The sequence below is a fragment of the Pseudoalteromonas sp. 0303 genome (assembly GCF_013349995.1).
In the GTDB taxonomy this organism is placed as follows: domain Bacteria; phylum Pseudomonadota; class Gammaproteobacteria; order Enterobacterales; family Alteromonadaceae; genus Pseudoalteromonas.
Genome location: NZ_JABVXF010000179.1, coordinates 1 through 379, shown reverse-complemented (window position 1 = coordinate 379; position 379 = coordinate 1). Strand labels below are relative to the sequence as shown.

General features: G+C 60.4%; 1 protein-coding gene. It reads left to right on the top strand.

Features of this window, described 5'->3' with window-relative positions; translation table 11 throughout:
• A partial coding sequence (locus HUS62_RS22700) for a hypothetical protein (RefSeq protein ID WP_220095119.1) occupies positions 1-258 on the top strand: 258 nt, incomplete at its 5' end.
• Positions 259-379 lie beyond the last annotated feature (121 nt).

The following is a 379-nucleotide window of genomic DNA, read 5'->3' as shown; positions in this document are numbered from 1 at the left end:
CTGGAGCGCTACCGGATTCAACAGGAGGAATTGACCGGTCTGTTTTGGGTGGAGCTGGAAGAGGCCGTTCGACTCTTTCGGGGCGAAATCCCCGCCGTTCGGGCAGAGGGGCTCCGATGGCGGGCGGACGGGACCGCTTCACGGATCGTCCTGGAAGCCCACAAAGCCGATTTTGTCGCCCATGAGGAGAGCTACTACCGGACCGTGTTTGCCGCCGTGAAACGGTTGGCTGCGGGTGCGGAAGACGGGGCGTTCTGAACGTACGGGAGACTTCCATCCCCACAACGGCTTTTGACCGGGGCCGGTTCGGCACCGGCTGGGAAGGCCCAACAAGGCTTGATTTATCCCTGCGTATGACCTATAACGAATCATGTAGGAA